This is a genomic window from Nonomuraea deserti (assembly GCF_004348685.1).
In the GTDB taxonomy this organism is placed as follows: Bacteria; Actinomycetota; Actinomycetes; order Streptosporangiales; family Streptosporangiaceae; genus Nonomuraea; species Nonomuraea deserti.
Genome location: NZ_SMKO01000028.1, coordinates 19121 through 45884 on the forward strand (window position 1 = coordinate 19121; position 26764 = coordinate 45884).

Below are 26764 nucleotides of genomic sequence, written 5' to 3' on the forward strand. Positions count from 1 at the left end.
GGCAGGTGGCGGCGAGGACGGGCCGTCAGGACCGTCGAGGCGGATGACAGCATGGAAGTGGACGACGCCGCGCCGCTGGTACTCGGCGACCTTGGCGAAGGAGATCGTCGCCTGCCCGCGCAGCGCCTTGACCGTCAGCCCGTTGAGCCGCGCGAAACGACGGCGCAACGCCAGCGTGAAGCGCCGCCACAACTCGGGGCTGATGGCGTTGAACAGCACCGAGCCCTCGTAGTCGTAGCAGTCCGGGCACAGCGGCTCGCCGAGCCGCTGATCGTCGGCGCCGTGCCGGTCGGTGCAGGACATGACCCGCCCGTGCGGGCAGATCTCGGCGTCGCGGCGAGCGTGGCAGGGCAGTACCTTGCCGTTCCTCTCCCGCCGCGCGTGGACCGCTCCAAACGAAGGCGCGGTAAGAGTCACGAACAGGCATGGGTGAGCGCTGACCGTTTCCGGCACGCCCTTGCCGCCGACCAGCCCGGCCCGGACGAGTTGGTACGTGTCGGCTCGGTAGACCTCGGCGCAGGCCGGGCAGCGGGAGACCCGCCGGGTTTTGCACGGCACGCGAAGGACGCCGTTGGGTTCGGTTCGGGTGGTGTAGCGGTGCAGGAGTCGGCCGGTGGCGCGGTCGTAGTGGTCGACTTTGCCGTGCAGGTGGATGGGCTGGCGGCAGCCGCCGGTGCGCTTGATCTGGCAGGCCCAGCGGTCGTAGTCGGGCTGGTTGAGCCGGTGGATCATCCCGGCCACAGCGTGAGAGTGGGCAAGGTGGGGCAAGATGGGTTCCGTCCTATCCAGTGACGCTGGTGTGGATGGCCCCCGGCCTGGCGCGGATCTTGGCGGATGTGTGGCCAGGCGGGGGGCGCTACGGCTACGCGCCGTGGTTGTCGATGCCGGTGCCGTGGCAGTCGGCACAGGTCTGGTCGTCGCTGAGGCCGGTGCCGCTGCAGGTGCAGCAGCGGTAATGCGCGAGCGTGGTGTCCATGGCGGTCACCGGTTGTCGCGCGGAGCGACGCGGACGTAGACGCGGTACTTACGCGGGTGAGCCCGGTCAGGGAATGCCCTGGACATCGCGGTGACGGTGAAGACCTCACGCAGGTGGGTCAGGCCGAGCGCGATCTCAGCGCGGTTTCCTTCGAGGCGGATACGCATGTTGTCGATCTCCTTAGGCGTTGGGCTCGATGCAGCCCCGGTAGCTGCTCTCGGCGTCATAGAGGGCACGGGCTGCGGCGGGGATCGCCACGGCGCGGTACTCGACCGGGCCGAAGTGGATAGAGGTGGCGTAGTGGTCGTACGGGGAGTTCCCGGCATCGACGCGGGAGCCGAGGATGGCGGCGATCCGGTCGATCTCGGCGCGTAGGTCCTCGTCTTCGGCGCGCTCCGGGATGTAGCGAAGGGTGAGGCCGGACGAGGTCGGCACGTCCGGGTGGGTCTCCAGGAAGATGGCCAGGTTGAGCAGGCCGTTGATGAGGGCTCTGCGGTGATCTCGCATGGTGGTCCTTTCAAGAGGCGTCTGCTGTGGCCAGCAGGGTGCGGAGCAGGTCTGAGGCGAGTTGGTCGGACACGCCCAGCCGGGACCGGAGCAGGTCGCGGGTGATGGGCTTGCCGTGCTTGGTGTGGTGTTCGGCGGCGACGCGGCGGGCGTAGTCGACGAGTTGCGGGTCGGGCACGGGTCCGTCGTTCTGGCTGTCCTCGTCGGCGGGGACCAGCGCAAGACGGTCCGCAGGCGGGACGGCTTGCGTCTCCTCCGGGACGGGCGGGGACGCCGTCGCCCAGGTCGAGGACGTCCGCGGGACGTCCGGGGACGGTTCGGTACGGCTTACGGTGGCGCGACGTTCGAGCATGGAGATCGCGACGAGGAAGGCGCCGGCGGGTGTCGCTGCGGTGATCCAGCCCCAGACGGTGGGGGCGGCCTGTTGCAGGTTCGCGGCCAGGGACAGGACGATGCCGCCGGTCAGGACGAGGACCGGCCAGGAGACCGGGCCGCGCCGTACTTTGCCGGTCTTCCTGTCTCGCTGGCGTTCGCGGGCGGCCATGACGCAGGTCAGATCGATACAGATGGCCACGGCCCAGGCCATCCAGCCCTGCTGACCGTTCTCCGTTGCGGTGTCGCGGATGTGGGTGAAGGAGCCGGCACCTGCGATGGCGGCCAGGACGAGCACGGGCCCGGTGTCGAGCAGCCAGGCGGCGAAGCGGCGCATCTCGTTCCTCCTCTCGGTCCGTCAGGCGGTCTGCGAGTCGGGAGTCTGGTGAGGGTGGACCGCCATGACCTCGTCCCAGGACGGCGCGAGGTCGGCGTAGAGATGTGCGGCGTGTTCGGCCGCCTGCTCGCTGACGTAGAAGGAGCGGGCCCGGTACCACTGGCCGTCCTGCGAGGCGACGATGGCGACGCCGGGAGTCTCGGCGGCGATGGCGCGAGCGGAATCGAGCGCGGCCGGGTCGAGGTCACCGAGCGTCATGGTGGCGGTCTCGGGATCGTTGACCCGATGGCAGATCCGGCCGGAGCACTGGGAACGGAGGGCTGTCACGCCGGGCCCGAGGTCGGAGCCGATGCGCTGACCGCAGCAGAACAGGTAGATGCCGAACGCTCGGCCGAGCTGCGCCACCCGTAGCAGCGCGGTCGAGGTCTTGGCGACCTCCTCCTTCTCCGACTTGTCGGCCATCAGATACAGCTCGGCCAACTCGTCCACCAGGACCACGACCGGCACCGGACGCATCCCGGGCGGAAGCTGCCAGATGTTGCGCGCCGAGGCCATCCGGCACACGCCCATGCGATCGGTCATCAGCGCTACGAGGTCGTCGAGCAGGCCGCCGCATTCAGCCCTGCTCGTGGCCAGCGCGGACAGCCGCGAAGCGTACGGCGTGAACTCCACCCCGCCCTTGAGGTCGAAGCCGACCAGCGCCACCGGCTGTGGCGCCAGGCCGACGATGAGCGCGTTGGCCAGGTTGGACTTGCCGGACTGCGTGGCACCGGCGTTGATCCAGTGCGGGACGGTCTTGAAGTCCACGACCCAGGGCCCGCCTGTCTCCAGGCGTCCCACGGTGACCTTGAGCAGTTCGGTGGAGGGTGGGAGTTCGTCGACCTTGACGAGCGGGTCTCGCATGGTGGCGGCCAGTCGTACCCGTCCCGGCTTGTCGGACGAGACGCGCACGGCGTGTACGCCCCAGGAGTGCGCCAGCCGTTCGGCTACGTCGGCGTAGTCGGCCGGGATCTGCCCTTCCAGCGTGTGGAGGGTGACGCGCCAGCCGTGGCGGGTCGGCATGGGCAGCCACATGAACGGCGCGGTGTCCACGGCGATGCGCTGGAAGCGGCGCCTGACCCGGACGACGCCGGTCGAGGCCACCATGCCCGGAACGGTGGTGAACCAGAAGCGCTGCCGCTTCTTGGTCAGACCGCAGCCGAGGGCGACCTTGCGCCAGGAGGCGCGCACGCTGATCGCGGTCAGTGGGAAGCCGATGGCGAGCCAGAAGGAGCGGTAGTGCCAGCGGCGCCAGGCCCAGAGCCCGGCCGCGACGGCGGCCAGGACTCCGGGCATCGTGAGGAAGTGGTCAGACACTCGCGGCCTCCTGCTGTGGGAGCAGGGCGGTGGCGCGGTAGCTGATGCCCCACTTGCCGGCGATCTCCCAGACGTAGCCGAGCATGCCGACCGCGTTGACGGCGTCGCCTGCGGTGATGGGCGGTTCTCCGCTGATGCCGATCTTGACGAGCTCGATCCGGCCGAACTCGTCCTCGACGGAGACGGTGACCTCGTAGACGGTGTTGCCGTTCTTGTCGGTCTTGATCTCGCCGGTGTCGCGGTTGAGCACCCGAGGGCGCGGGGCCTTGACGCAGGTGATGGTGAGCTTGCTGGTGTCCACAGGGATGGGGACGGTGCGCATGGTGTGGTTCCTTCGTTCGTTCGGACTCTTGGAATACATAGAACGCTTAGAATTCAAAGTTGTCAAGGTCTTCCACGAAGACTTGGTTGGCATGTCGCGTCGGCTGTGCTGAACTGGAGGGGGCACGCAACCTCGCGGAAGGCATCGGATGGTCGAGAAGACCGGTCGCCCCGGCTACCTCCAAATAGCCGACGACCTTCGCACGCAGATCAGGACGGGCTCACTCGCTTCCGGCGCTGCGCTGCCATCGACCGCCCAGCTCTGCCAGCGCTACGACGTGTCCGCCAGCGTGGTCAAAGCAGCGATCAGCGTGCTTCGCACCGAGGGCTTGATCGTCGGCCAGCAGGGCAAGGGCGTGTTCGTTCGCGAGGACGCCGCCGCGCCGGCCGAGGAGCCGGCCTCGTCTGAGGTCATGGAGCAACTCGCTCAGATGCGGAGCACTCTGGCGGCTCTCGGCGACCGGATCGCGGATCTTGAGAAGGCCGTGTTCCAAGGGCCGAAGCGATCTCGCTGACCCGGCAGGCCAACTCCTCCATTTCAGACCGAATGGCCTGAAGCTCGTCGATTATTCGCTGGTTTGCGGTCACTCCGGCACCCCTTTTCTGGTCGGTTGTTATCCCGGCGGGGATGCCGTTAGTTCATCGCGTATCGACGCTGGTGAGTATCACGGAGCGTTAGCTAAGCTTCTTCATTGCTGCCTGCACGGCGGTTACACATGCGCTTACACAGGCGCGCTCCTCGAAGTGCGCAAAAAGGATGCGATGAAGACAATTCACCGCCCCGGATGGCAACCTCTGATCCTGCGGCAGCACCGCGAAGCACACGGACTCACCCTCGAAGCCGCAGGTGACCAGCTCCGCCATGTCGCCAGCCGGCACGGCCTGACCGCGCCAGCCGCCAACTTCCAGACACTATGGGCACACGAACAGGGATCGGTATATCCCGGACCTCACTACCGAAGAGCGTACTGTCTCCTATATCAGGCAAATGAACCTACTCTGGGTTTCCGCTTGCCGCTCCCCGGTGAAATAACCGAAGTGGAAAATTCCATCTCGGATTTGCCTCAACCCACCGACCCCGCCACCGACAACGCCGCCGCCCAGGTGATCGAACAAACGCTGCTCAAAGTCTCGGGCGCCCCGTCCAATGCCGAGCAGAACGCACTCCTCAACCGCGTCGTGGACGCCTGGCGACGACGCCACGGGCAGGGCAGCCCCAAGCCCATCCTCACGCTCGTCGGCGGCTACGCCGGATCGGGAAAGACCGAGTTCTCCCGCTTCCTGTCCGACATCACCGGCTGGGCCTTCCTGGACAAGGACTCCCTGACCCGCGCCATGGTCGAACGCCTGCTCGTCTCCCTCGGCGGCGACCCCCACGACCGGCACACCGAGCTGTACCTGAGCGAGGTCCGCCCGCTGGAGTACCGGTGCCTGATGGAGACCGCGTTCGACAACCTTAAGGTCGGCACGTCGGCGATCCTGTCAGCCCCGTTCATCGCCGAGCTGGCCGATCCTGACTGGGTCTGCCGCCTCACCAACCGGTGCGCGGCCAGGGGCATCGACGTAGCGGTGGTGTGGGTGCGCTGCGACCCCGAGTCCATGCGCGAGTACATCGAGTTCCGGGGAGCTCCCCGCGACGCCTGGAAGCTCGACAACTGGCAGACATACGTCAGCGGCCTGAAGACCGAGACCAGCCCGTCCACCGCGCACATCACCGTGGACAACCGACTCGGCGCCGCTATCAGCCTGGCCGACCAGACCCGCGAGACGCTCAAACGGATCCTCGCATGATGGGCATCGTGCTGTACGGCCCGCCCGCCAGCGGTAAGACCTCCATCACCGTGGCCCTCAGCGAGGTCGACCCGAGGTTCACGCTGGTGCGCAAGCTTAAGGCCGGGAACCGGCGCGGCACCGAGTATGAATTCGTCAGCTCTCAAAAACTCGCGCGGTATCGGGCCGCCGGCCGGTTGCTGGTCGAATCTCACCGCTACGGCAACACCTACGCCATCGACCGCGACCACGTCGACCAGCTCACCGCGGCCGGGCAGGTGCCGATCGTCCACTTGGGCACCATCGCCGACATCCGCCGACTGGTCCAGCATGCGGCCTGGCTCGTCGTACTCCTGTGGATACCGCGTCAGGTCTGCGAGCAACGCTCCCGCCAGCGCGGCGACAGCGACACAAAACAGCGCCTCCAGGCATGGGACGAGACACTGACCGACTTGCACGCCAACGACGACGGCCTGTTCCGGTGCCGCTTTCGCACAGACGAGGCCACCCCGCAGGAGATCGCCAAGCAGACCGCCGACGCCTTTTTCGCGCAACGCGGGCATCACGCCGTCACTGCGCCTGACCACTGAGGATCTGCAACCACAGCGCCTGCGCGGCGCGCGCGGGCATCCACGCACTCTCAAGGACCGATGCGGAGTTCCTGATCGGGTGGTGCCGGACGAACCACAACCCGCCGGCCGTGCAGAACTCGAACATCGGATACGTGCACCCGCACGTGTGATCGCGGATCCGCAGCCGGTCCGCCCGCTTCCGACTCGGGCCCCACTCCACCCGTATGGACCCCATTTGCGGAGGCGCCGCATGAGGACCGTGATAGTCGAAGTGCGGAGGCGGGCCGACACTCACGATCTCACCGCCATCTGCGTCTGGTCGCGGAGCAGCGACACGAAGGTCTCGGCATCGCTGGCACTTACGGTCTGCCGTAGGCCCTTGTCGATATCGGTATTCCGGAGGTGGACACCGCGCCGGGTCGCGTAGAACACGCCCGCATCACTACAGAACAGCGACCAGGCCGGGAACGCTGCGCGGAGAACGTCGAGGTCATAGCTGGGCATCGCCATGGCGTCACTGTAACCAGTGCTGTACAAGCCTGTCCATGCCATGCCAAGTCATGGGTCGAAACGAGCTGTATGTGCAGGTATCTCTATGGTTGGAGAGTGATTGAGTTCGAGCCCGATCGCTTCAGGTGGGAGCAGATCGCCGACATCCTCCGCCAGCGCATCAGCGACGGCACCTACCGGCCCAAGCACCTACTGTCCGAGGTGCAGCTCATGCAGGAGTTCGGCGTCGCCCGGGGCACCCTCCGCAAGGCCATGCAACGGCTACGCGACGAGAAGCTCATCTACACGATCCCCAACCTGGGCAGCTTCGTCGGCCAACCGACCGAACCCAAGGTCCCTGGCGACAAGCCCTCGAGCGACCAGCCCTGACCAGACAGAGTCAGCAGGCAAGGGGGTGGCGAGTCCATCCCTTAGGCAGCCCATCCGCGTGACCGTCGGAACTCCCACCGCGAAGTCGAAGGCCCGGACATTGGCTGAACGCCACAGCCATGACGTCAAGCATCAACCGGGACTACCGTCACGACCGTCGAGCCGCATAATCGCTGCTCAGAGGCATGGTAGATCGGGCGGATGAGAATTATCTCTACGTCTTCAAGGGCAGTCCGCCTACCGCGGACTGCCGCGCGTTGGGCGGTCGCTGGCCGCGCTGCGGCTCTCCGGCCGGTCGCGGCCAGCACGCCCACGCGCCTGACCACGACGACCTACAGCGCCAGCAGTCGAAGCGTGTCACGGGGTACGACAAAGCGATCGATGTGCAGGCCCCACCCTGCGAACGGTAGGTCATGTCTCCGGCAGGGATCCCCGACCTAAAGATGATCATCTCGCACGGGCCGAGTTCGTGGAGTGGCTGAGGTGGAACCTGATCACCCCACACACCCATCGACCCAGGCAAGCCCATCAGACCGACTCCTCCGCTCAAGCCCAGCTGTGACCGCAGTACAACAGATAACCGAAGAACGGCGACCGATGAACGCACACGCGAAGCGGGGCTTGGCGCTCCGCCCCCAACCCGCCGCCGCTCTGCGGTGACTCGACGGCGTACGAGGTGATCAAGTACGAGGGGCAGCCCTCTTGCCGACAACCTCAAGGTTCGGGAACGTGCCGCGACATGAGGTATCAAGAGTGCCTTTGTGCGACCCCAATCTTGACGTTACGCTAAGGAACCGTGGCGGACCGAAGCGCGGACAGGGATTGGATTGAACACAAATATGTTCGAACATATAGAATCGCCCAGAAACTAACCCGTTTCGCTGCGGACCCCTATACAACTATCAATGAGTGGGAAGATCTGCTAGGAGACCAGTCCTACTTATCCTTTGTTCGTCCGTGGCAAAAAGAAAGCCTCCTGCACGCATTCGCTAAGCGCTTCGCGCACGATTTATTTTATGACGACACTTCTGGCCCTTATATTTCTAGGGAGGAATTTGTAGACGAGAGTATGTCCCGTACTGTCCGCAAGAGATACCTGCCGGTCGACCTAGCGATGGGAGTATATGACATTCCCTGGGAGCCGTTTGAGGTTCCACCCCCAGACGGCGAGATGGTTCGCGATCCGGTCATGCACAATGTCTCGCGCTGGCAGGAATCCAATAAAGTAGCGGATGCGTGTTTTGACTACTTCGGATGGCTCTCCATCACGGAAGCGTATGAGAAACTCCTGGGCCGAATCGCTGAGGAAGTCTTTCACATAGCCTTTCAGAACCGCATGCTGCTGGCTCGACTGAATCTCTTTGTCGCAAATCTCATAGCCAGTGTAGAGGTGGACTCGATCGAAGACCCTGCGACAGCCAGATATTTTGCCCGCGATGGCCGTCTTAGGCGTGTTCGTATTCCGAAATGGGTCAAGCGAGCTGTGTTTTTTCGCGAGCACGGTAAGTGTGCTATCTGCGGCAAAGATCTATCTGGCCTGCTGGATGCCCTCCCTCAAGAACAGTTTGATCATGTTGTTCCACTGGCGGATGGCGGACTGAATGACGTCACTAACATTCAACTCTTGTGCCAGAAGTGCAATAACGCTAAGTCCGATAAAGAGGTAATCGCGAGTGAGCGCTATCGTCGCTGGTTCAGTGTGTGAGGGTTGAACGAGATTGGGAGCTAGTCGCGTGCGGCCCTACGGCTGGTCACGGTGCTCGGGCCTGGCAGCCCTGCGCTCCAGGGCGGCTTGCCACCAGACACACGGGTAGCCGCAGCCTGCTGTACAGCAAGGAAGTACAGCAACGCCGCCTCACGTAGCCAGATCGCCCCGTACGGCCTGACACGGTTTAGCAGCGGCGCCGGCCTGGACCACGATCCTCCGCTTTACTCCTAATAAAGTGTTCGGCTGAGGCTGGGACGATCGCTGACTTCGGTACTCGTCTCTCGGGCTGGGGCGATCGGCTGCCGCAGCCCTCCTTCGTCGGGCCTTGCCACCGGGTAACCTGAGCTGACGACCGACGCGCCAGCAACGGTACTAGCTTCGAATTGAAGCACCGTCCGCTAATTAGCTTGTGCACTAACAACGTAGTTCTTCACGAGGTCAACCAACTGATCAACGCGAGAAAAGCTCTCAAAGTCCGCATTCGCAACCCCATCGATTCCCGATAGCATTTCAACACGATTGAATCCCGCACTAATCATATGCTCTACGTAGGGAGCAAAGGTCGACTCTGCCTGGTCGGGAAGGCACGTCTCAGTATCTCTTCCTCTGCGCCAATGATCGGACTCATTCCCCAAAGCACGAACGAGGCTCGCGAGGTCCACGAGACATCCCATCCATGGATCAAATTGACCAGGACTGTCCCCGCGCAGCTCCCGTGCCATCGTCATAGCCGACGAACCCACAGAGTCCGTGACCATGTCATTGAACGGCTTAATTGGGTCGTAGATCCAGATGCCGGCCAGCGTGATGCCTTGAGCCTCGATCGTCACATCCCACTTTGAGGCGCCAGCCGAACCCCCAACACGTACCTGGACCTCGTTGGGGAGAGCTTGAGTGAGAGCTGTGACCAGGTAAAGGCGAATGCGATCCCGACTAGTATCCCCTTCTCCAAGAGTTCCTTGCGCTGTGCGCGCGATCTCCGCCTCAGATTCCGGTTGAACGGTCACCTGCAGAAGTCGCCCAACGATTCTCAAGAGGTCTTGTGGCTGGAGCATGAAGAGGCGGCTGCCAGCCCTTTGCCGGAGTTCAGCGACAAGTTCTGGACGAGGGCCACATGATCGCCCATGCACTTTCCGCCACCAATCCTCCTTTACATCGCTTGTGACTAGCAGCACATCTACACCACGGTGTGCGGCCTCTCGAAGGGTCTGCTCCCAGACCAGATAGTCACCTGCTCCACGATGATCCGGTTTGTCGCGGTCCATATAGCCCGGTGGAATCTGTTCAGCGGCACGGCGATCGGCCTCCTTAAGAGCTTTTGCCAGGTCCTCCTGAGGCAAGGCATCACCAACCCGACCATCCAAGAGAGGTGCGAGGGCGGCCAGGACAGGGTCTCTGTTTGTGTCCCGAGCATCAGCCAGTGGATCTCTGCCCGTGGGTCCCTTGACCGCCTCTCGCAATGTGTTGAATGTGTCCTCGATGAGCTTTCGTAGATCGGTGTGACGCTCCTCTGGAAGGCCAACGCTCCGCGCCCAAGTAGCGATCACCTCGCCCGATTGCCGTTCTGGCCGATCTAACGCCGAGATAGCTTCTTTCGCACTGTTTCGGCGATTTATGATCGTAAGCTCCCTATTGCGCCAGAACTCGTCTTTCGCCTGATGGGGCACCCAGAGGTTCCTCGCTAGCCTCTCCAGTACGGCTAGGAGGTCGGCACGGGTCTGAGGGTCGTAGCGGTACAGATTGAGCATGACGTTGGTGTCCAGGACAACGAGACCCGACGTTAGGACTGATCGATAGTCCTCGTCGGACGGTGAGAGGTAGCCCTCGAAGCCATCGGCCAACCCGCCACTAGACGGTCCTGTGGGTTGCTCCCCCGCGACCACACCGACTCCTCGTTCTTCGCGACGTCACTGCGTGACACGATCATCGCGGACAAATCTTCCGCATGAGGCCGGAACAAGGGAAGTCTATTTAGTTGGCTACGTCCTCCGCCCAGGAGCCGGGGGAGATTCTCAACTACTCGATCCACGCACCACAGCTGACACATGCGCGGCGACTTGCCTGGGATCCTCGTGCTCCCACACTCGGATCACAGTCCACCCGGCTTCATTGAGGACTCGACTCGTCTCCTCATCACGGGCCCGATTCTTTGCGATCTTCTCGTTCCAAAACTCGGCATTGATCGTCGCCGCTCGGTGATGCTCAGGGCACCCATGCCAGTAACACCCGTCGACGAAGACGGCGACCCGTGCCTTGGGGAACACGATGTCGGCACTCCTCCGGAGTCCGGGCAACGGCTGCTTCGCGACGCGATATCGCAGACCCTCCTTGTGGAGCAAGCTCCGGATCCTCATCTCCGGTTTGGTGTTCTTGCTCCGGTTCGCCTGCATGACAGCCCGAACCGCACGTGAGGAGGCCCAAGAACTGTCCGGGGGTGGCTCCTCCATGAGCAGCCCTTTGGCCCACGCCCGCCTCCATGCTTCAGCCAGGTTCGCCGCACGGCTATCGTGCTCCACCTGCCCTAGATACTTCGCGGGTGACTTCTGTCGATCAGACCACCGCAAGTACGCGCGGATTCGGCGAGTGTTCGGGAGGACCTTCAGTTCCACAGAGGCACGGGCGAATCTGCCGTCGCCCAGGCTTACTACCCGCCGGTGGCGTCCGCCAGCGGCTCGATCCTGCTCCGCAGCGACTGCGGTACGACTTCTGCCAGGTCGCCCCTTCCATGCCCTGTCCGGAGGAGACTTGTCCTTCCAGCGGCTCGGGGCATCCTTAGCCGAGCTACTCACTTGCAGTTCTCCGCTTTGTCCAGGGCGGCCGCCACTGCTTTAGCGAACACCTCACCCAGCAGCACGGGCACCGCGTTTCCAAGTTGCCGCATCTGCTCCCCACGTGGTCCCGCCAGCTTTACCTCGTCAGGAAAGGTCATCACCCGCGCGGTCTCGCGCACAGTCATGTACCGGTGCTTGTAGCGCCAACCATCCGGGGCGGACTTGTCACGGACTCGCTCATCCAAGAGCATTACGGACTCCCCTCCGGGAACTCCGTGAACGCCGGCCTTCACAGTCTTGGCCGGACGATCGAGCTCGTTGGGGGTGTGACCGTCGTAGATCCTCGCGTCAGGCCAGCCAATGTGATCGGTGAAACCGCCAAGGTCGTGGTCGGTTCGATCCAGAAGATCATCAGTGATGGGGGGAAGCGCTTTGCCTCCAGCGCACACCCCAGCGATAGCGTCCCGAAGCGTTCGCCACGGCTTCTTGCCGTCATCCGCAGGTGGCGTCTCCGGCAAGCGGGCCAACACGCGCTGCCTAACATGATCAGGAATATTGGGGTGTCGCCCCCAGTAGTCATCCTCCCCCAGGCCGAGCATGGACCGGATTAGAGCCGTTTCGGAGTATTCCGTCCTCTTCACCGAGTCTTCGAAGGCGTCCATATCAACCGGAAGGTCAGACCGAAAGGCGACGATGATCACTCGGTGGCGAATCTGGGGAACGCCGTAATCGGCCGCGTTCACTGGAATCGCCCTGACTACGTAGCGCTTCTTTGGGTCGGTCTTGGCCTGCTCGATACGTTCTCGGAGCGTCGCGTCATGCTCTTGCCAGGTTGACTCAGGTTCACGCTCCTCGAAGGGTAGCTCCAGCTCCCTCAGGATGTACTCAAAGTACGGGGCGAAGGATGGCCGCAGTAGTCCGCGCACGTTCTCACAGATAACGGCCTTGGGTCGGATCTGTCTGATGGCTTTGAACATCTGCGGAAACATATTCCGCTTGTCTTCATCGCCCTTGGCGATGCCTCCGAGGCTGAACGGCTGGCACGGAGGTCCTCCCGCTAGGACGTCCACACCCGCATCCGCCAAGTAGCTCATGTCGAGCTTCTGGATGTCCCCCTCCACCAACGGTGGACGCTGACCTGGCTCAGGGATCGGGGGCCGCTGCTTCGGTGGAACCCGATCAGCTTTCACCGCTAGAGTCTCACAGGCCCACCTGGCGACCTCGTTGAACAGCAATGGACGGAAGCCGGCGTTCTGGACCGCCATAGCCAATCCGCCCCCTCCAGCGAAGAGCTCGACTGCCGTACGATCCTTTGCGACTTCTTCTTGCTGTTCAGACATAGGGAAACCATACCGCGGAAGAGACGATCTTCATATGGTTTCGAACGAACTTCGCATCCCATCCAGCGACGTGATCTAGAGTGCGCACATTGGAACCTGAGGGAGAAGGGCAGCGAGATGCCGGGTGGGCACGCCGCGGAGTTCAAGCTCAGCATCACCAAGGCCCTCAGCGATCAACTCGCGGCCGCTCTTCAATACCTGAGTCCAGCCCCCATGACCTTGGCCAACATCCGGGCACTCTCAGCGAGAGCCGGCGTCTATCAGCTCTACCTGGACGACGTGCTTGTCTACATCGGCAAGGCGGACAGATCTCTCCCCCAAAGGCTGGAGATGCACTACCGCAAGATCGCCGGACGTGCTGGCATCTCCAGCACCGACATGAGCTTCACGTGCCTGTACGTCGAGGAGGACTTCTCCGCAGTCGCGCCTGAACGTCTACTGATCAGTCGCCACCGGAGCTTGGGCGAGATCCCTTGGAATGGCAACGGCTTCGGCAACAACGATCCCGGGAAGAACCGGGACAAGACGCAGCTCGACGCAGACCACTTCGACCGGCTCTACCCGATCGATCTGAGCTGGAGCCTCGACCTCCCGGGCGGGTCGATGACCCTTGAAGAGCTATTGTCCTGGCTGGCCAGGGAGCTCCCGTATCGCTTTCGATACCAGGGATCACAAGCGTTCTCCCAGATCATCATCCGCCTGCCTGCCCGGCCATGTGTTGATGAGGTGCTCGCACTCATCTCCAGTTCGCTACCGGCCGAATGGCAGATCACGGCTCTGCCAGGCCGGTTGATCATGTACCCGCATCACGACGAGTACCCCGACAGCCTCCGCTCCTACCGAGGGTGACGGATCGTTTCCCCAGGCCAGTAAGCCGAGGCTACGGTAGCTCTGCAGTGCGCGGGTTTGGGATGCGGGTCGCCGGCTCAAGCTGGCTCCCGTATCCCTGAGAAAACGGCATTACTCATCCGAAACCCCCTGTTCAAGCACTATCCTGAGGGACGCTGAGATGGGTTCCGCCGGGCTTGGCCTACCGGTCGCTCATCCTTGATGGTTGATGGCGAACATAGTCCTGCATCGGAAGCGAGCGATTGTGAGCGAGAACCGGTTCATCAATGTCACCCCCCACCCGCGTATCCTCGGCGTGTTGGGCGACATCGAGTTCTCTCACTGGCAGTGCCTCGCCGAGCTCGTCGACAACTCTTTTGACGAGTTTCAGGCTGCTGGCGAGATAGAAGAACGTCCTTCAGTCTCAATTACGCTTCCTACCGCCACAGCTACCCGATCGACAGCCGCGATAGTGGTTAAGGACAACGGTCGCGGCATGAGCCTGGAGGCGGTCACAAACGCCATTAGCGCTGGCTGGACGAGCAATAGCCGCCACGGCTCGCTAGGCCTCTTCGGCATGGGCTTCAACATCAGCACCGCAAGACTCGGCCGTCACACTACCATTCGAACCAGTCGCGCTGGCGATCCCTCGTGGGTCGAGGTCGTGCTTGACCTCCCTAAGATCGCGGAGTCGTCCCAGTACCAGGCACCCTATCGCCTAGTACCCAAGGCTGATCCCGCTGAGCACGGGACCACCGTAACGGTTAGTGATCTCAAGTCCGAGCAATTCGACGCCCTCAAGCGTCCCAACACACAGAATGTCATCCGCGAGAAGCTCGGCGACATCTACAGTTACCTGCTTCGCGAGCGCGGCTTCCTACTAACGATTAACAATAGGAAGGTCAAACCACGCCTCCCCTGTGTGTGGGATGAGAATCGCTATGTCACGCGCCAAGGTGCGCAGATTCACGCCATCCAGCGGATTGACCAGCCACTCAAGGACAAGAAGGCATGCATGGACTGCGGCTACTGGAGCCGTGCCGATGCCGAGCGATGTGAGGAATGCGGCCAAGAGCGACTTGAGCTACGCTCACGACGTATCTGGGGTTGGATCGGTATTCAGCGGTATATCCACAAGACGGATTACGGCCTAGACTTCCTCCGCAACGGCCGCAAGATCCTTCTAAAGGACAAGCGCGTCTTCTACTGGCAAGATGAAGACGAGCTCTCAGAGCCTGAACTCGAATACCCCATTGACACCAAGATTCCAACCGGGCGCTTTGTCGGAGAGATTCACTGCGATCATGTCGCGCCGAACTACCAGAAGACAGCTTTCGAGTTCGAAACCCACGAATGGCGCCAGGTTATTCACGCCATCCGAGGTATAAGCCCCATCCGTCCGAACATCGCCAAGAGCCTCGGCCTACCAGAGAATGACAGCCCGCTCGCCCTGCTCTTTAGGGGATACCGGCGCCAGGACCCAGGGCTCAACTACCTCATCCCTGGCGATGGCCACTCACCTCTCCATGACAAGGCACTCGAATGGGCGGCACTCTTCCGCAAGGGAGAAGAGGCGTACCAGTCCGATGAGATTTGGTATCAGGCCGCCTATCAACATGACCACCCTGCAGTTCCCGACCCGCACCCACAGGGCGGCGACATCCTGCCCGGGCTCCCCGCCGACCCGGTCACCCCTGAACCGGGGTCCGGTGACCCCTCAACGGGCACCCAGCCTTCACCGACCCCTCCCGCTCAGGAACCAGACCCCATCGAGGAAACCCTTGATCAGCGACTCCAGCGGTACAGAGACCACGGCGAGCGCATTCTCGATCTCACAGGCAGTTACTCTCTGCCCGATCTAGGGACCGTGGACCTTACAGCCTGGACTGTGCGCGGCCAGCAGCTCTCTAACAAGGACAACACCCCAGCCCCTGTCGTCGCCATCATGAAGCGAGCGCCGCAGCTGGAGGTATTCGTCAACGTGGACGCCCCGCTCTTTCAGGAGCAGGGAACAGACGTCCGTGATCTAGCCCTGGTAGAAGTCGCGGAGTTCATGAGAGTTCGCGCGAACAAGGTGAGCATGCCACTCACCGAGATTGTCGCGCATCTGAAGGCACGGAGTACCTCCCCCAAACTCACGCCGGCCGCTCTCGCTGACGAGGCCGAGAGGATCTTGGATCAGGTTCGATCTAGCATGGTTCTCCAAGTTGCTCAGGACCCGGCTCTGCACTGGGAGCTCCTTACTGAGGCTGAGCGTGCTAGCTCTGAACGTCGATTCGCGATTGAGGCACCCAGCGTCACGACTTGGGACGAAACAATTAGCAGTGGGGAATTCGTGCGTTACATTCCCGCTAACGCGATCGTAAGACTTGTCGCCGCGTCTCCCGTGACATTCCTGGATGGGAAGGTCTTCGCGCGTCCCTACAAGGTCCTGACGGACACAACAGCGAAGGAACTTGTTACTGAACGCCTCATCAATCCGCTCAGCGACCTCGCCCTCCTTGAGCAACACCGGCCGCGTCTCGATCTGGAGGAACTTGCTCGAATTCGCTCTAGCTGTCGGCTCATAGTGCGCGAACTAGCAGACAACGATTAGGCGGTGGCGTGCGAAGCTTCCTCTCCCCGGCCTCCCTCCTGGATGCCGGGCCTCATCAGTTTCCTCGCCAGATCGAGCGCCTGCTCTGGCATCTGGGTTCCACATCGGTCGCGAATATCGATGGGCCAGGCGACGAAGGCGGAGACATTCTCGCGTGCCTTCGTGGAGAGGACTGGGTAATCCAATGCAAATGGAAGCGAAGGGGCGCGGTGGGCGCCGAAGCGATCGACGAGGTCGCAAGGGCCCGAGACAGCTACCGCGCCCATCGAGCCGTCGTCGTAACCAACACGCGGTTCAGCCCAGACGCTCAGCGACGTGCCGCCAATCTTGCTCGGCTCGGACCACCCATCCTTCTATGGACTGGTGGGGATTTGCTCACCAGTTTCGATCGCATTCCCACCCGCTTCGGTCATGTCATCCCTAGGCCCTATCAAGCCGAAGCGCTTGGTTCATTGAGCGACGACCTGGACAACACAGGCCGTGCCTTGCTCGTACTCGCCACTGGTCTTGGCAAGACCGTTGTTGGCGGTGAGGTGATCCGTGCTCACCTTGAGCGGCATCCTAGCGATCAAGTGTTGGTCGTAGCCCATTCACGGGATCTGGTCGCTCAGCTTGAACGCGCACTGTGGCGACACCTCCCAAAGAAGGTTGCGACTCGTCTCCTCACCGGAGAGACGAGGCCAGACGACTTGTCGGGGCTCACCTGCGCCACCGTCGCGTCCGCCCTCCCGGCCGTCCGCTTCGGCTACCGCCCTAGCCTGGTGATGATCGACGAGGTGCATCATCTCGGAGCGAGTGGTCAGTATGACGAACTGCTGTTGACTCTTGAGCGCTCCCGGCAGTTCGGCGTCACAGCGACACCGTGGAGGGGCGACGCGCATGACATCACCGAGCAACTCGGCCCGCCGAGCTTCAATTTTGGCATCGAGGAAGGCATGCGGCGTGGATACCTTGCTCAAGTCGACTACAAGCTATTCGTCGACGACATCGACTGGGACACTGTCAAGCAGGCGAGCGCCCACTCCTATGGCTTGGCCGAACTCAACGCCCGGCTCTTCCTCCCACAGCGAGACGAGGCCATCCGGGATCAACTCGGCACCGTTTGGGCCTCCACAGCCAAGCCACGAGCCATAGTGTTCTGCCGGACCGTCGAGCACGCCGAACGCCTGGCCGATGTGCTGCGCCGCACTCCGCTCTGGTCCGACGCCCTCGCGCTGCACGCGGGCTTGCCGAAGCGTGAACGGCAAAAACGCCTCCTTGCCTTTCGATCCGGCGAGGTGCCGATTCTCACTGCGGTGGACATCCTCAACGAGGGAGTCGATGTTCCCGATGTCAACATCCTCTGCTTCGCCCGAGTCACCCACTCTCGGCGAATCTTCGTCCAACAGCTGGGACGTGGGCTTCGACTTCGTGAGGGGAAAGATCGCGTTGTGGTTCTCGACTTCGTAAGCGATCTCCGCCGCATCGCGGCGGCACTAAATCTGAAGCGGTCCCTGGAAGGGGATGGCGAGATCGAAACCCTTGCACACATAATGCCATCCAGTATTGACTTCAGCGATCAGCGGGTCGCTACGCTCATGGACGAGTGGATCAAGGATGCGGCCAGCCTCGAAACCGCGTACGACGAATATCGCCTCCAATTCCCGGCCATTCCTAACAGCTAGGAGCGACTCATGCCACGCCTAAATCTCCCCTCAGTCCTGCGTGAGCGTCTTCTCCTTGAGGTGTACCGGCAAGCGGATCAGATGGACTGGGAGTTCCTAAGCAATACCGAAAAGACAGCCCAATACCGCAAGTGGGTGGAAGATCCACGAGTTGGGGGCGCGCTGATCGAGCATCACGCAGAGAAAGACATCCGAGTCTGGCTCAAAGACGTTCCAATGAAGGAGTACGCCCGATCGCAAGAGGGGATTGGGCACTACGTTCGGTATATACCCACCCGCTTTCGGGGCCCTGAGGAGGTTGCTAGAGCTGCCTTCGGTTCAGATTGGGCCGTAGTCCCTGACACGGTCGACGTGAAGCCCAATCACTGCCTGACATCTAATGGCAGGATCGAGCGCTATGTGTTTTGGGGTCGGGATGCACAGTTCAAAGATCTTCTCTACGCAGCTCTTGAGATCGCGGTAACGAAGGGGCATGACCCAGCCGTCGTGATCACGACACGGGATGGCGAACACGTCCCCGAAGAAGGCAAGGAATTGCATAAACGTATTGCCGCGCACTGCAAGATTGATATTAGCTACCTCCACCGCTCTATGATCCGGAATCCGGACTACATCGGATAGACCGCCGGCCCACTACAAGATCAGCTACGCGATCTCCTTGCCAGCATCAGTGAACCTATTTCAGGCTCACGCGGCTTGAGCGACGCGATGGTTTTGAAGGACGGCGATGGCCTTGCAGAGGTGGCCGGCCTTTGACGGGCTACAGCGGAGCTTTCGGAGGATCTTCCAGCTCTTGAGCTGGGCATTTGCGCGTTCTCCGGGTCCGCGGAGCTTGGCGTGGGCGCGATTGGCCTGCTTCTGGGACTCGAGCTTTTTCCTGCCCTTGTACGGGGTGAGCACTGGGCCCTCGGCTCCCTGATACGCCTTGTCCGCCAGGGTGATGATCCCGGCCTGTTCCAGTGCACGCAGAATGCCCCAGATGCGGGCAGCGGTCAGATCGTGCGCCTTGCCGGGCAGCGCGCCCGAGGTCCACAGGATCATCCCATCTGGTGAGGCGATGACCTGCACGTTCATGCCATGTACGCGGTGCTTGCCGGAGAAGTACGGCCGGTCGGCCTTGATCCGGTCAGTGCAGATCAGGGTGCCGTCCAGCACCAGGTAGTGCAGCCCGTCCCGCTGGGCCTTGCGCAGTGCCTGACCAAGCTTGGGCGAGCGGGCCGACAGCAGCCCCACCGTCTCCTCCACGTATCGCCACGCGGTAGCCGTCGATACCCCGAAGCCGGCGCCGAGTTCGGCGTAGGTCTCGCCCTTGCGCAGGTAGACCAGCACAAGCAGGGCCTGCCGGCCGGGGTTGAGCCGCCGCCAGGGCGACCTCATCGTCTTGCGGTGCCTGCGGATCACCCCGGCGACGTAGTTCAGGCTCTGATGCGACAAATCGACGGCGGCACGATAGAAAAGCACCTGAAGCTCCTGGTGGCGACGGTGTGGATTGTGGTGATCAACCCGTCTACCAGGAGCTTCTTGCTGTTAGCGGCCAAACCGCGTCATCGCGATCATGCTGTGACCAGGACACTCGCCGCGGAGCCTGTAGGGTCGGGAGCTGGCGCGGTGGCGTCTCCTGGCGGTAGGGCTCGGGGCCTTTCTTCCGCCGGTTTCCCGGTCGGCTGCGCTCTCCCCGATGACCATGGCCAGGTTCGTGGCTCCGTTTCCAGCTCCCGCCGCATCGAACCGGGCGTGCGGTTCTCCCGCACCCGGCTCACCGACGCCGTTCACCGGCGGCATTCGGTTTCACCCGCCAGGGCTTGCCCGCCCTGGGTGCGACGACGATTCCATACAAACTGATCAGACCGAGGTCCGGCGGCCGGGAGTTGAGCAACACCTGCCAGCCGAACGCCATACTGCGGCGGTGCCGTCGGCGCATGAACTGCGCCAACCGCCACTGCGCATATCGTCTGATCTTGCTGAGGCGCTGAGCCGAATGTCCGTAGCGGAAATATCCAACCCAACCACGCAGGAAGGCGTTCAGCCTGTCCACGATCGCCTCCGGCCACAGCAGCATCCACCGCCGGGAGGTGATCTCCCGGATCCGGTCACGGGCGTGCTGCATAGCCTTGTCCGCGGGCCAGCGAGCCAGGAACGTCACCTTCGGCTTGCCCCGGTCCCCTCGCGAACGGACCAGACGGTGATGAAAGCCCAGGAAATCAAAACCGTCACCACCGACATCCAGGTGAATGATGCGGGTCTTGGCCGCCTTCGGCTCCAGGCCGAGTCCGGCCAGCAGCTCGACCAGCCGGGCCAGCGCCCGTTCGGCCTGACTGCGCGACCAGCACATCACAACCACGTCGTCGGCGAACCGCACCATCGCCCCATCCCCGCCGTCCCACGCCCGATCTAATCGGTGCAGGTAGACGTTGCAGAGCAACGGTGAGACCGGACCGCCCTGCGGAGTTCCGGTGACCGGCCGCCGCACCTGCCCATCCTGCATCGCCCCCGCGCGCGCGCAGGATCGCGCGCAGCAGCGTGAGAACGGACTGGTCGCAGACGCGTTCCTCGATCGCGTGCATCAACTTGTCATGCGGGATCGCCGAAAAGCAGTCGGCGATGTCCGTCTCGACCACCCACCGGCGGCCCCGCGCACACTCGTCGATGAGCACCTGCAGGGCATCGTGCGCCGACCGCTTCGGCCGGAAGCCGAACGAGCAGTCGGCCATGTCGGCCTCGAAGACCGGCTCGAGCACGATCTTCACCGCCGCCTGCACAATCCGATCCCGAACAGCGGGAATCGACAACGGGCGATACTGATCCTTCAGCCCAGGCTTGGGGATCAGAACCCTCCGCGCCGGCAGCGGCCGATATCGCCGCTCCCGCAGTTCGGCGGCCACCTCGTCCAGGAGCCGGTCGACTCCGTACTCCTCGACCTGGGCCACACTGGTCTTGTCGATGCCCGGTGCGCCGTTGTTGGTGCGCACCGCCACCCACGCGCGCTGCAGCATGTCTCTGCGGCAGACCTTGTCGAACAGCGCGTGGAACCTCCGTCCGGGATCGGCCTTGGCCGCCCGGTAAAGCGCATGCTGCAAGGCACGGACCGGATCACGCGGAACCCGTGGCTCCCGCGATCCCTTCGCGGCGGGACTAGCCTGACCGGCACTCACCGGGCCCCTCCTCGACAGTCACTGCGCATCGACGAAGCAGCGGCCCTTCCCATCGCCGCCGGTTGTGTTGTCCGGTCGGCTCGATCAGTACTACGGCCGCCTCCGACGCCCACCCGGCTCACCACCCACTTCCCGGCTCCGACCGGTTATAGGGCGCGACGCTCCGGCAACACGATCATCCGCAGGTTGCCGGGCCGGGGAGGGCCTCCCCAGTTCCCGCCGCCACTATCGATGCGTTCCGCGCCCCATACGCCGGGGAGTCCCTGACGGCTGCACTTCCAGGCTCTTCACCGCGTCCATGGCCTTCGCCCCGGTTTCGAGAGGCTCGGCACTCCCTCGTCCCACCCCGAGGGGCGGGCTGAGTAACGACGCCGCAGGCTTCGCTTCATGCTACAGAGGGTGAATTACTGAGGTGTCACCTCGTGGTTGCCTGTGCGGGGCGGGGTTGGGGAGTATGCCGGTGGGATGCGTTATCCGGATGGTGGTGGTCTGACCCCGGCGGCGCGCGCCAAGCGTGAACAGGTCCGCTTGGAGGCTGCCGGGTTGTTCGCCGCGGGCGTGTCGCCGCCTGAGGTGGCCAGGAAGCTGCGGGTCTCTCGTAAGTCGGCCTATGTCTGGCATCGGGCTTGGCGTACGGCGGGAGTTGAGGCGCTGGAGTCGAAAGGGCCGGGTGGGCCGCGCTGCCGGCTGAGCGAGGCGCAGGTGCAGCGGCTGGAGGCGGCGCTGGACGCCGGTCCTGCAGTCTGGGGGTGGACCGAGGATCAGCGCTGGACCCTGGCCCGGGTCGCGGTGCTGATCGGCCGGTTGTTCCACGTCACCTACACCCCGCGCGGAGTGTCCTATCTGCTGCACCGGCTAAAGGCTGGAGCCCGCAGGCGCCCCAGCGCAAGGCGGCCGAACGCGACGACGAGAAGATCGCCACCTGGGTGAAGGACACCTGGCCGCTGGCGGGACCACCGCGCGGGACCAGGACGCGTGGATCTGCTTCGCCGACGAAGCAGGCCAATCACTGAGGCCGCCCAAGGCCCGTACCTGGTCCCGCCGCGGACACACCCCCATCGTCACCGTCTCGGGCAAGGGCTCCGGCCGCGTCAACCTCGCCGGGCTGATCTGCGTCAAACCGGGGCAGCGGACCCGGCTGCTGTTCCGCATCAGGATCTACCGGCGGCGCAAGCACGAACGCAAAGGGTTCGGCGAGAACGACTACGCCCGCTTACTCGACGCCGCCCACCAGCAGCTCGGCGGCCCGATCGTGCTCATCTGGGACAACGTCAACATCCACGTCGATGCCCTGATGCGCAGCCTGATCGACGCACGCCCGTGGCTGACGGTGTTCCACCTGCCGGCCTACGCGCCCGAACTCAACCCGGTGGAGATGGCGTGGTCACACCTCAAACGCTCCCTGGGCAACCTGGCCCCCTGCACCCTCGACGACCTCGCCCAGGTCATCCGCAGCCGGCTCAAACGCATGCAGTACCGACCCGACCTCCTGAACGCCTTCCTGGCACACACCGACCTGATCATCAACCCGAGATCGACATGAAACCCCAGACTTTCATCCTCTGTACGGACCGCACCGTCGCTCCCCCATTTACAGGGCCTATGACGCTGGGCTTCGACCCCGCCCGTTTCCAGACGAAGCCGCCAGCCTGCTACCGGGCCTCCTGGCACCTACCCGGACCGGACTTTCACCGGCAAGCGACGACGAGCTTACGAACAACAAGATCCACCGCTACGTCACGGCTTCACCTCCTGCTCTGCTGGGCGCACGGAAAAGGTTCAGTATGCGACGCCCCGAGGCGCCACGAAGGGCGCCACTCCCGGCAAGAGAGGCGCCCTCGGTAGCCCCGCGATCTCTTAGCTTGTCGTTTAACCTGCCTGCTCGCGGTGCTCGGTGAGTGATGCCGCGCGTTTAGCGGTCTTTCCTACCTCGTGATGAGGGGCGAGGACGCGGTTCCTTGATCCCTTGGGGCGTCCGGGACCGGCGCTCGTGGGTTTGGGTGCGCTGGCGGGTGGGGGCAGGCTCGTGCGGAGGTGGCGAAACCCCCGGCGGACACGAGCGGGGGTGAGCCGCTCGGACGGCAGCGGCCTCTCCCACGGGCGGCGCAGGTCCTTGGCGAGGGGGCGAGCGAGACGAAGCTGGGTGTAGGCCGCAAGGATCAGCCACGTCCAGCGGTCGGCGGCATAGGGGTCGCGGATCTTCGGGGCGGTCCAGCCCAGGGTCTGCTTCCACATTCTGAACGTGTGCTCCAGGTCGAATCTGCGGAGGAAGGCCTGCCAGAGCCGGTCCAGATGGGCGGCGGTGATGCCGATGGCCGAGGTCCACAGCCACACCGGCTTGGGATCGCGGTCGCCGGGCAGGTGCTCGACCTGTAGATGGATGAGGGTGCCCTCGACGACCGGGAGCTCGCCGACATGATCGATCCAGGCGCTGCGGCGACCCAGCCGAGGGTGCAGCCGGTCCCAGCAGGAGGCGACCGCCGTGCCGTACCGGCTGGTGGCGGTGCTCGTGACGTGCTGTGGCTCGCCCCAACTGGTCTCATCCTTCATCCGGAAGTCGTCCCCGTGTTTGGGTGGACGTCCGCCACCGGGGCTGGCCAGCAGAAACTCCTCCCGCGACGGGGCGGGGCGCAGCAGCACCCGATCCGAGCGCAACCGGCCCAGTACCTCCACTGGCAGGCCGTCCAGGAGGAAGGCCAGCCGGGGCACGTCGTAGCCGGCGTCGACCACGCACTGACCTCGGTCAGTTATGCCAATCCATGGAACCCGCGGGTAGCCGACGTGTTGCGGCCCTCGGCCGCCAAGGACGGGGTCAGGGTGTCCGGAAGGTCGCCTCCCGATCTGCTGAACGCTGCTGAGACCGACGACCAGGCATTCGAAGAGCTTGTTGTGCTCAGGGCGCCCCACTGGCTGGCCGCATTCGACATCATCGACGCCGATCGAGGGTCGATGGGGGCGCAGCAACTGCGTATGGACGCCGCCGACCCACATGACGACTCGGCCGAGTCTGAGCGGCGGATCCGGCGCAGCGTCACCAACGCGATCATCGCGATGCGCGCCGACCGCGCGCGGACTGTCGGCCTGCTTCGCGAGCTTGCTGCGGCCATGGACGAAGGCCGGGCTCCTCAGCCCGTAGACCCGGACGGACGGCCGGAACCGGAGAACACCCCCGCGAGCCAGGCCTGGTTCGACCGAACCTTTCCCAAAGCGGTACAGAGTGTGGGCCGTCCGTCCAGCGTCCGCATGGAGATCGCGGCGGCTCCTGAAGAGACCGACTCCGGCACGGTGGAGCGCCTGCGAGGGGAACTAAGCGCTCTGCTGGACGGCATCAGGGAGAGCATCCGCAGCGTTCCGGAGATCGCCGAAGAGATCCGCGAGCGAGCCCGCGGGGCAGGCATCGCGCTGCCGCTCACCACGACGCGGGCCGACGAGATGGTGGTGCAGCTTGCCCAAATGGCCAGGGCCATGCGCGAGTTGCCGGACGTGATCCTCTCGCTGGCGGACGCCGAGGATGACCGGGTCCGGCCATTCCCTGCGGTTCACACCCTCGCGGGTCAGAACCGCAGGGGTCTCGCCGCGAGCCGCGCTGTCCCATCGGGGGTGGGTATCGAGCTGGGCAGGCAGCAAAACACACTCTTTCTCTCACGGCGACAGGCGAACGGCGAGTACACGAAGAAACTTGTCGATGACATCGACGCACCAACAGCCTGCTGCCCGAACCTATAAGGCTTGAAGCGAAGATTCCCAGGTCGGGGCTCCTCACTGAGCGCTTGCTCCACCTACACACGCCAGTCGCCTCTACAGCAATCTCGCATGGACGAAATCTTCGACGTCAGTATCGTGGATGCCGTATGGTGATCCAATGTCACATCTACCCTTTGATGGCCTCTCTTCAACGGAGTTCGAACGGTTCTGTCTCAGGCTCTTGGAAGGGTTGGGGTTCAAGAACACAGAATGGCGCAAGGGGGCGGTAGGCGATTACAGCCCCGCGGACGGCGGCTACGACCTCGAAATGATGCTGACGAGACACGATCCGGATGGCTGGGAATACCAAGAGACGTGGTTTGTCGAGTGCAAGCAACGCAAGAAAGCGCTGTCGTTCAACGAAATAAGTTCACTACTTAGCTTAGACGAAGAAGCCGACGTTCTTCTACTCATGCTGGATGGACACATCTCACGCCAGGCACGCGAGAAGCTCGGACAGTGGCAGAATCGACATCCTCAGACCAGGCTGCGAATTTGGGAACGCCATAATCTTGAAGACCTATGTACCCAAGAAAAAGCTCGGGCCCTCGACTCTAACGGAACCCCCTTTTCAGATTTCCTAGTGACTTCAAGTAGGGTCAGATCGCAAGATCCCATCGTGCGCCGTGCGGCCCTTGCCGCACTCGAACGAATCGGGATCGCCCACCCAAACTTTCGACAACCCGTTGTAGACACGGTGTGTCAGTACCTCCGCGCCCCCGCCGAATCTCATGATCAAGATGTACGACGCTTCGCCCAGAGTATCCTTCAGCGCTGGCTCACCGGTCTTGATGACCGCCTTGAACCCGTGGCCGACGACGAGATTTGGCAAGATATCGACCTCGACCTAAGTGGCGCACATCTAGTTGACTTTCGATTCGTCTCAGGGCGCGCAACGCGGGCGATATTCAAGGACGTGCGCTTCGCTGGTGTGACTAGATTTGGGCACACCTCCTTCCGCCACCACGCCGACTTCTCCGGCTCGGTTTTCCATGACAGCGTGGACTTCACGTCCTGCACCTTTGCCCTTGGTGCTGATTTTAGTAGAACCACATTTCACGACTGGTCAAGCTTCTACAGTGCAAGGTTCGATGGCTATGCCGATTTCTCAGCATCCCACCACGTCGATGAGGCTTCATTCCGGCGCACCAGGTTCGACCAACCGGCCAGCTTCGTGTCCGCCGCATTTCAAAAGGGCGCAACCTTCGAAAGGGCAATCTTCGAGCAAGACATCTTCTTCGACAACACCCACTTCGGAGAATTCGGATGCTTCGAAAGTGCCACCTTCCAAACCGTGGTCTCGTTCTGCGGCTCAACAGTGGACGGCGACATGGACTTCTCCCACACGACGAACCGTGGCCGCGGCCTATACCGGCAAGTGTGGCCTGCGGGGTGGTCATCACCGTACAGAAATTGCCTAGCCGTGGTACGTGAGGAAGATATGCCTGACTCCCAGGACAGCCTGTGTGAGGACTGTACGCCAACTAAACGGTGCTTCCTCAGAGAGACTGAAGAGAGCTGACAGCAACACGGAGGTTGACATCAAGTCCTCGCTGATCATCTGGGCGTGACCGTGCTGGTCCGACCAGCAGTGGCACTCCGGAAGTGATGCTCCTCGGCGATCCTGCCGGCCTGCGCGCGCAAGACCCCGCAGATCATCGAGATGCTGCCCCTGCTGTATCCGCATGGGCTGTCGTCAGGCGATTTCGTCCTCGCACCGGGGCAGTTCCTCGGCTCGGCCAGCGGCCTGTCCGCCTCGGTCGTCAGTCACCGATGGAGCGAGCCGCTCGCTGACGGTTTCGGGTCAGCTGTGATTCTTGGATGAGCTTTACGCATCCAGCCGACGATTGCCGCGTAGCCAAGGTTGAGAT

The 26764-nt window shown here is 63.2% G+C and carries 25 protein-coding genes and 4 pseudogenes; 15 read left to right on the forward strand and 14 right to left on the reverse strand.

Annotated elements, in window-relative coordinates; all coding sequences use genetic code 11:
• Positions 1-9: 9 nt before the first annotated feature.
• The 6 genes and pseudogenes from E1292_RS55395 to E1292_RS13875 all read right to left on the reverse strand — a co-directional run.
• Positions 10-732: pseudogene (locus tag E1292_RS55395) on the reverse strand (replication initiator); the annotation flags it as partial.
• A gap of 249 nt (positions 733-981) precedes the next feature.
• Positions 982-1143, reverse strand: coding sequence for a hypothetical protein (locus E1292_RS51045; RefSeq protein ID WP_161714603.1), 162 nt, complete (start codon positions 1141-1143; stop codon positions 982-984).
• 13 nt (positions 1144-1156) lie between these two features.
• Positions 1157-1483, reverse strand: a complete 327-nt coding sequence (locus tag E1292_RS13860; protein WP_132595549.1) for a hypothetical protein — start codon at positions 1481-1483, stop codon at positions 1157-1159.
• 10 nt (positions 1484-1493) lie between these two features.
• The gene (locus E1292_RS13865; protein ID WP_132595550.1) at positions 1494-2192 is read right to left on the reverse strand and encodes a DUF2637 domain-containing protein; all 699 of its coding nucleotides are present in this window, start codon (positions 2190-2192) and stop codon (positions 1494-1496) included.
• A gap of 21 nt (positions 2193-2213) precedes the next feature.
• Positions 2214-3527: an FtsK/SpoIIIE domain-containing protein gene (locus tag E1292_RS13870; protein WP_132595579.1), complete on the reverse strand. Its 1314-nt coding sequence runs from the start codon at positions 3525-3527 to the stop codon at positions 2214-2216.
• A 13-nt stretch (positions 3528-3540) separates the two neighbouring features.
• Entirely contained in the window at positions 3541-3870 is a 330-nt protein-coding gene (locus E1292_RS13875; protein WP_165974521.1) for an SCO3933 family regulatory protein, read from the reverse strand.
• Positions 3871-4018: 148 nt separating this feature from the next.
• Between E1292_RS13875 and E1292_RS13880 the strand changes: the two genes are divergently transcribed.
• The 3 genes from E1292_RS13880 (at position 4019) to E1292_RS13890 (ending at position 6229) form a co-directional block, all read left to right on the forward strand.
• A complete protein-coding gene (locus E1292_RS13880; protein WP_132595551.1) occupies positions 4019-4384 on the forward strand; it encodes a winged helix-turn-helix domain-containing protein in 366 nt (121 codons plus the stop codon).
• Positions 4385-4928: 544 nt separating this feature from the next.
• On the forward strand, positions 4929-5660 hold the full coding sequence (locus tag E1292_RS13885; RefSeq protein ID WP_246090104.1) for a P-loop nucleotide/nucleoside kinase family protein: 732 nt from the start codon (positions 4929-4931) through the stop codon (positions 5658-5660).
• On the forward strand, positions 5657-6229 hold the full coding sequence (locus E1292_RS13890) for a nucleoside/nucleotide kinase family protein (protein ID WP_132595553.1): 573 nt from the start codon (positions 5657-5659) through the stop codon (positions 6227-6229). The genes E1292_RS13885 and E1292_RS13890 overlap by 4 nt, the downstream gene beginning before the upstream one ends.
• Before the next feature lie 273 nt (positions 6230-6502).
• Here the strand turns inward: E1292_RS13890 and E1292_RS13895 are convergent, their stop codons facing one another.
• The gene (locus E1292_RS13895; RefSeq protein WP_132595554.1) at positions 6503-6721 is read right to left on the reverse strand and encodes a hypothetical protein; all 219 of its coding nucleotides are present in this window, start codon (positions 6719-6721) and stop codon (positions 6503-6505) included.
• Positions 6722-6817: 96 nt separating this feature from the next.
• On the opposite strand from E1292_RS13895, the gene E1292_RS13900 reads away from it, so the two are divergent.
• Together E1292_RS13900 and E1292_RS13905 are read left to right on the forward strand one after the other, a co-directional pair.
• On the forward strand, positions 6818-7090 hold the full coding sequence (locus tag E1292_RS13900; RefSeq protein ID WP_132595555.1) for a GntR family transcriptional regulator: 273 nt from the start codon (positions 6818-6820) through the stop codon (positions 7088-7090).
• Between the two features lie 796 nt (positions 7091-7886).
• A complete protein-coding gene (locus tag E1292_RS13905) occupies positions 7887-8795 on the forward strand; it encodes an HNH endonuclease (protein WP_132595556.1) in 909 nt (302 codons plus the stop codon).
• Between the two features lie 401 nt (positions 8796-9196).
• On the opposite strand, the gene E1292_RS13910 is transcribed toward E1292_RS13905, so the two are convergent.
• The 3 genes from E1292_RS13910 to E1292_RS13920 all read right to left on the reverse strand — a co-directional run bounded on the left by E1292_RS13910 (position 9197) and on the right by E1292_RS13920 (position 12909).
• A complete protein-coding gene (locus tag E1292_RS13910; protein ID WP_132595557.1) occupies positions 9197-10681 on the reverse strand; it encodes a PIN-like domain-containing protein in 1485 nt (494 codons plus the stop codon).
• 129 nt (positions 10682-10810) lie between these two features.
• Positions 10811-11245 carry a very short patch repair endonuclease gene (locus E1292_RS13915; RefSeq protein ID WP_132595558.1) on the reverse strand — a complete coding sequence of 145 codons (435 nt, stop codon included), beginning with the start codon at positions 11243-11245 and terminating at the stop codon, positions 10811-10813.
• A gap of 338 nt (positions 11246-11583) precedes the next feature.
• Positions 11584-12909, reverse strand: a complete 1326-nt coding sequence (locus tag E1292_RS13920) for a DNA cytosine methyltransferase (protein WP_132595559.1) — start codon at positions 12907-12909, stop codon at positions 11584-11586.
• Positions 12910-13026: 117 nt separating this feature from the next.
• Between E1292_RS13920 and E1292_RS13925 the strand changes: the two genes are divergently transcribed.
• From E1292_RS13925 to E1292_RS13940, 4 genes are all read left to right on the forward strand, one after another.
• On the forward strand, positions 13027-13758 hold the full coding sequence (locus tag E1292_RS13925; RefSeq protein ID WP_132595560.1) for an Eco29kI family restriction endonuclease: 732 nt from the start codon (positions 13027-13029) through the stop codon (positions 13756-13758).
• Positions 13759-14002: 244 nt separating this feature from the next.
• Positions 14003-16333, forward strand: a complete 2331-nt coding sequence (locus tag E1292_RS13930) for an ATP-binding protein (RefSeq protein WP_132595581.1) — start codon at positions 14003-14005, stop codon at positions 16331-16333.
• Between the two features lie 8 nt (positions 16334-16341).
• On the forward strand, positions 16342-17997 hold the full coding sequence (locus tag E1292_RS13935; protein ID WP_132595561.1) for a DEAD/DEAH box helicase: 1656 nt from the start codon (positions 16342-16344) through the stop codon (positions 17995-17997).
• An 81-nt stretch (positions 17998-18078) separates the two neighbouring features.
• Positions 18079-18618 (forward strand): hypothetical protein, encoded by a 540-nt coding sequence (locus tag E1292_RS13940; protein WP_132595562.1) that lies wholly within the window; start codon positions 18079-18081, stop codon positions 18616-18618.
• Between the two features lie 66 nt (positions 18619-18684).
• Here the strand turns inward: E1292_RS13940 and E1292_RS13945 are convergent, their stop codons facing one another.
• The 3 genes and pseudogenes from E1292_RS13945 to E1292_RS55735 all read right to left on the reverse strand — a co-directional run.
• Positions 18685-19458 carry a transposase family protein gene (locus E1292_RS13945; protein ID WP_132595563.1) on the reverse strand — a complete coding sequence of 258 codons (774 nt, stop codon included), beginning with the start codon at positions 19456-19458 and terminating at the stop codon, positions 18685-18687.
• Between the two features lie 295 nt (positions 19459-19753).
• Positions 19754-20482: a reverse transcriptase domain-containing protein gene (locus E1292_RS54870; protein ID WP_281284023.1), complete on the reverse strand. Its 729-nt coding sequence runs from the start codon at positions 20480-20482 to the stop codon at positions 19754-19756.
• A pseudogene (locus E1292_RS55735) lies at positions 20454-20990 on the reverse strand (reverse transcriptase domain-containing protein); the annotation flags it as partial. The gene E1292_RS54870 and the pseudogene E1292_RS55735, both read right to left, overlap by 29 nt.
• 624 nt (positions 20991-21614) lie before the next feature.
• On the opposite strand from E1292_RS55735, the pseudogene E1292_RS13955 reads away from it, so the two are divergent.
• From E1292_RS13955 to E1292_RS13960, 3 genes and pseudogenes are all read left to right on the forward strand, one after another.
• Positions 21615-21959: pseudogene (locus E1292_RS13955) on the forward strand (helix-turn-helix domain-containing protein); the annotation flags it as partial.
• A complete protein-coding gene (locus E1292_RS55740; RefSeq protein WP_369334337.1) occupies positions 21899-22162 on the forward strand; it encodes a winged helix-turn-helix domain-containing protein in 264 nt (87 codons plus the stop codon). The pseudogene E1292_RS13955 and the gene E1292_RS55740, both read left to right, overlap by 61 nt.
• Complete coding sequence (locus E1292_RS13960) at positions 22159-22692, forward strand: transposase (RefSeq protein ID WP_246090106.1); 534 nt, start codon at positions 22159-22161, stop codon at positions 22690-22692. The genes E1292_RS55740 and E1292_RS13960 overlap by 4 nt, the downstream gene beginning before the upstream one ends.
• Positions 22693-23018: 326 nt before the next feature.
• Here E1292_RS13960 and E1292_RS13965 read toward each other — a convergent pair whose 3' ends face one another.
• Positions 23019-23879, reverse strand: a complete 861-nt coding sequence (locus E1292_RS13965) for a transposase (RefSeq protein WP_220446812.1) — start codon at positions 23877-23879, stop codon at positions 23019-23021.
• An 87-nt stretch (positions 23880-23966) separates the two neighbouring features.
• On the opposite strand from E1292_RS13965, the gene E1292_RS13970 reads away from it, so the two are divergent.
• The 3 genes and pseudogenes from E1292_RS13970 to E1292_RS53710 form a co-directional block, all read left to right on the forward strand.
• Positions 23967-24875, forward strand: coding sequence for a hypothetical protein (locus E1292_RS13970; protein ID WP_132595564.1), 909 nt, complete (start codon positions 23967-23969; stop codon positions 24873-24875).
• Positions 24876-25011: 136 nt separating this feature from the next.
• Positions 25012-26415 carry a pentapeptide repeat-containing protein gene (locus E1292_RS13975; protein WP_165974523.1) on the forward strand — a complete coding sequence of 468 codons (1404 nt, stop codon included), beginning with the start codon at positions 25012-25014 and terminating at the stop codon, positions 26413-26415.
• A gap of 90 nt (positions 26416-26505) precedes the next feature.
• Positions 26506-26653: pseudogene (locus tag E1292_RS53710) on the forward strand (IS256 family transposase); the annotation flags it as partial.
• Positions 26654-26764: the final 111 nt, after the last annotated feature.

Coding starts and splice junctions, on each gene's coding strand:
- E1292_RS51045 (WP_161714603.1), bottom strand. CDS start 1,143: ATGCGTATCCGCCTCGAAGGAAACCGCGCTGAGATCGCGCTCGGCCTG.
- E1292_RS13860 (WP_132595549.1), bottom strand. CDS start 1,483: ATGCGAGATCACCGCAGAGCCCTCATCAACGGCCTGCTCAACCTGGCC.
- E1292_RS13865 (WP_132595550.1), bottom strand. CDS start 2,192: ATGCGCCGCTTCGCCGCCTGGCTGCTCGACACCGGGCCCGTGCTCGTC.
- E1292_RS13870 (WP_132595579.1), bottom strand. CDS start 3,527: ATGCCCGGAGTCCTGGCCGCCGTCGCGGCCGGGCTCTGGGCCTGGCGC.
- E1292_RS13875 (WP_165974521.1), bottom strand. CDS start 3,870: ATGCGCACCGTCCCCATCCCTGTGGACACCAGCAAGCTCACCATCACC.
- E1292_RS13880 (WP_132595551.1), top strand. CDS start 4,019: ATGGTCGAGAAGACCGGTCGCCCCGGCTACCTCCAAATAGCCGACGAC.
- E1292_RS13890 (WP_132595553.1), top strand. CDS start 5,657: ATGATGGGCATCGTGCTGTACGGCCCGCCCGCCAGCGGTAAGACCTCC.
- E1292_RS13895 (WP_132595554.1), bottom strand. CDS start 6,721: ATGGCGATGCCCAGCTATGACCTCGACGTTCTCCGCGCAGCGTTCCCG.
- E1292_RS13915 (WP_132595558.1), bottom strand. CDS start 11,245: ATGGAGGAGCCACCCCCGGACAGTTCTTGGGCCTCCTCACGTGCGGTT.
- E1292_RS13920 (WP_132595559.1), bottom strand. CDS start 12,909: ATGTCTGAACAGCAAGAAGAAGTCGCAAAGGATCGTACGGCAGTCGAG.
- E1292_RS13925 (WP_132595560.1), top strand. CDS start 13,027: ATGCCGGGTGGGCACGCCGCGGAGTTCAAGCTCAGCATCACCAAGGCC.
- E1292_RS13940 (WP_132595562.1), top strand. CDS start 18,079: ATGGACTGGGAGTTCCTAAGCAATACCGAAAAGACAGCCCAATACCGC.
- E1292_RS54870 (WP_281284023.1), bottom strand. CDS start 20,482: ATGCAGGATGGGCAGGTGCGGCGGCCGGTCACCGGAACTCCGCAGGGC.
- E1292_RS13975 (WP_165974523.1), top strand. CDS start 25,012: ATGTCACATCTACCCTTTGATGGCCTCTCTTCAACGGAGTTCGAACGG.